The organism is Aquitalea sp. S1-19 (assembly GCF_024343515.1).
In genome coordinates this window covers 1-2,437 of sequence record NZ_RJTZ01000226.1, presented here as the reverse complement: position 1 = coordinate 2,437, position 2,437 = coordinate 1, and the positions used below count along the sequence as shown (strand labels likewise).

The following is a 2,437-nucleotide window of genomic DNA, read 5'->3' as shown; positions in this document are numbered from 1 at the left end:
CTGAATGCACTGATCGGTATTCGTGAAGAAAAGGTGGATATCGCCGCTCTTGGCAAGGTGAGCTTTGGCGATGCCTATGCGCAGCTGGTCGGGCAGCTGGCCATTGCCAGTCAGCAGAACAAGGCTTCGCTGGGGACGGCTAAGGCCGTGCGTGCCGAGGCCGAGAGCGCATGGAAGTCGACCAGCGGCGTGCGTAGCGACGACGAGGCGGTTAACCTGATCGAGTTTCAGAAAATGTATCAGGCGAATATGAAGGTGATCGCCGTGGCTGGCGAGCTGTTCGACAGCACGCTGGCCATTTTGTAAGGAGTTGAAGATGCGTATCGCCAGCACCCAGTACCACAGTGCCATGAATGCCGTGATGCAGGACAATAACGCCAAATTGGCCGAGCTTGGGCAGCAGATGTCATCGGGTAACCGTCTGAATGTGCCCTCCGATGATCCGATAGCCAGCGTGCGCCTGCTGCGTCTGGAGCGCGAGGAGGCGGCCATCGGCCAGTATCTTTCCAATATCACTGCGCTTAGCACGCGCTTGTCGTTGAACGAGGCGCATCTGGATAGCATCAGCAATGACATGATGCAGATGCGTGACTTGCTGGTGTGGGCGGCCGATGGCAGCAATACGGCTGCCGATCTGAAGGCCATGGGCAGCTCGCTTAAAAGTCTGCGTGATAGTCTGGTGTTTTCTGCCAATGTCCGTGACCAGGAGGGGCGCTATCTTTTTTCCGGTACAGCCAATGATAAGCCTGCCATCCAGCGTGATGCCACAGCCGGTGTGTATAGTTTTGCCGGCAATGAGGAGACGATCCCGGTGGTTGTGGGGCATGGCGTCAGTCAGGTGTCGAATACCACGCTGGCGCAGTTGCCCGACATGCTCAACCAGCTGGAAGCGCTGATTGTGAAGCTGGACGATCCTGCCTTGACGGCGGCGGCCGTGGGTGATGATGTGCGCAAAACCTTGGGTGTGCTGGATAGTGCGCACCAGATGATAGGCAGCAAGATCGCCCAGCAGGGCGGGGCGCAGAACATCATCAAGATGATGGCCGACAACCACAGCAACGTCAGTCTTGCCAACCAGAAAAATGCAACCGATATCGGCCGGCTCGACTATGCGGAGGCCTTCATCAAAATGAATGCCTACACACTTGCCCTGCAGGCAAGCCAGAAGGCCTACGGCAAGGTCAGCCAGCTGACCTTGTTTAATGTGATCTGAGGACGGATATGCGCTCCTTGTTGACGACACTGGATACGCCGGCACTTGGCAAAAAAGGCCGGCTGGCCGAGCCCGTTGTGGCTGCTGCGCGTACAGGGTCGCTATCCGCCACCGCTGACACGGAAAACCGTGGCCAGCGCGAATCAGCGGTGTCGGGCTGGCGTTATAGTACGCAGTTGAATCAGCAATTGACGAGCGCCCAGCAATCGCTTGATTTTGTTGATCAGCTATTGCGCCGTCTGGAACTGCTTAAGTCCGATTTGGGGCGCGAACTGGGCAGTCGGCGCATTGAAAAAGAGCCCTTGCAGGCCAGAACCGATGAAGTCGGGGCGCAATGGGCGCAGCGCGAGGCAAAAACGGATGGCACGCTGGACGGGAAGCTGCATTTCCAGGTAACCGGGCAAGTGCGTCAGCGTTTTTCGCTACGCGGTATGGATCTTTCTGCGCTGACCCAGGGCAAGGCGGAAACCCTTGTACTGATCGGGCCGGAGCGCGGCGTGGCATTCAGCCATTCCAGACCGCCTTCCTTGCCGGCCTCTTTCAGGATGTAGTTGCGTTCGATGGCATTGTTGCCGGCCAGCAGTGCCGCCGGGCTGGAGCCTAGCGCGCTGTCCAGCGGTTTGCTGGTGACCTGTGCCAATTCCTTGTCGTAAATCCACAGCCGTTTTCCGTCGCCGACAATCACCTGCTCGAACGGTTTGGCGTAGCTCCAGCGAAATTTGCCCGGACGCGAGATCTCCAGCGTGCCGTGAGCCTGCTCGCGGTGCTTCTGGTTGGTCACGGTCTGCTCGAATTGGGCCGACACGGTTTGCGTGCCGGCGACAAAGGCCTTGAGCTGGGCGATGGCTGCGGCATGAACCGGCAGCGCCAGACTGGCCAGGAGCGGAATAAACAGGATTTTCATTAGCTGAACCGGTTGGTGATCGGGTAGCGCCAGTCTTTGCCGAACGCGCGGCGCGTAATGCGCGGGCCTACCGGTGCCTGGCGGCGTTTGTATTCATTGATTTTCAGCAAGCGTACCACGCGCAGTACATCGGCTTCGGCGTAGCCGTCGGCGATAATCTCGGCGGCCGACAGATTGCCTTCCACATAGCGCTGCATAATCGCGTCCAGCACATCGTAAGGCGGCAGGCTGTCCTGATCGGTCTGGTCGGGGCGCAGCTCGGCCGAAGGCGGACGGGTGATGATGCGCTCGGGGATGACCGCGCCTTGCAAGTTGCGCCA

At 59.0% G+C, this 2,437-nt stretch carries 3 protein-coding genes and 1 pseudogene; 2 read left to right on the top strand and 2 right to left on the bottom strand.

The genetic code is table 11. The annotated features are described in order from the left end of the window. Together EGI20_RS17540 and flgL are read left to right on the top strand one after the other, a co-directional pair. Positions 1 to 306 (top strand): flagellar basal body rod C-terminal domain-containing protein (locus EGI20_RS17540; RefSeq protein WP_498633006.1); only part of this gene is annotated, 306 nt, incomplete at its 5' end. Positions 307 to 316: 10 nt separating this feature from the next. After that, entirely contained in the window at positions 317 to 1,213 is an 897-nt protein-coding gene (gene flgL, locus EGI20_RS17535; RefSeq protein WP_498630117.1) for a flagellar hook-associated protein FlgL, read from the top strand. A gap of 409 nt (positions 1,214 to 1,622) precedes the next feature. Here flgL and lolA read toward each other — a convergent pair whose 3' ends face one another. Together lolA and EGI20_RS17525 are read right to left on the bottom strand one after the other, a co-directional pair. Next, positions 1,623 to 2,117, bottom strand: coding sequence for an outer membrane lipoprotein periplasmic chaperone LolA (gene lolA / locus EGI20_RS17530; protein WP_498633004.1), 495 nt, complete (start codon positions 2,115 to 2,117; stop codon positions 1,623 to 1,625). Continuing rightward, positions 2,117 to 2,437: pseudogene (locus tag EGI20_RS17525) on the bottom strand (NAD+ synthase); the annotation flags it as partial. The gene lolA and the pseudogene EGI20_RS17525, both read right to left, overlap by 1 nt.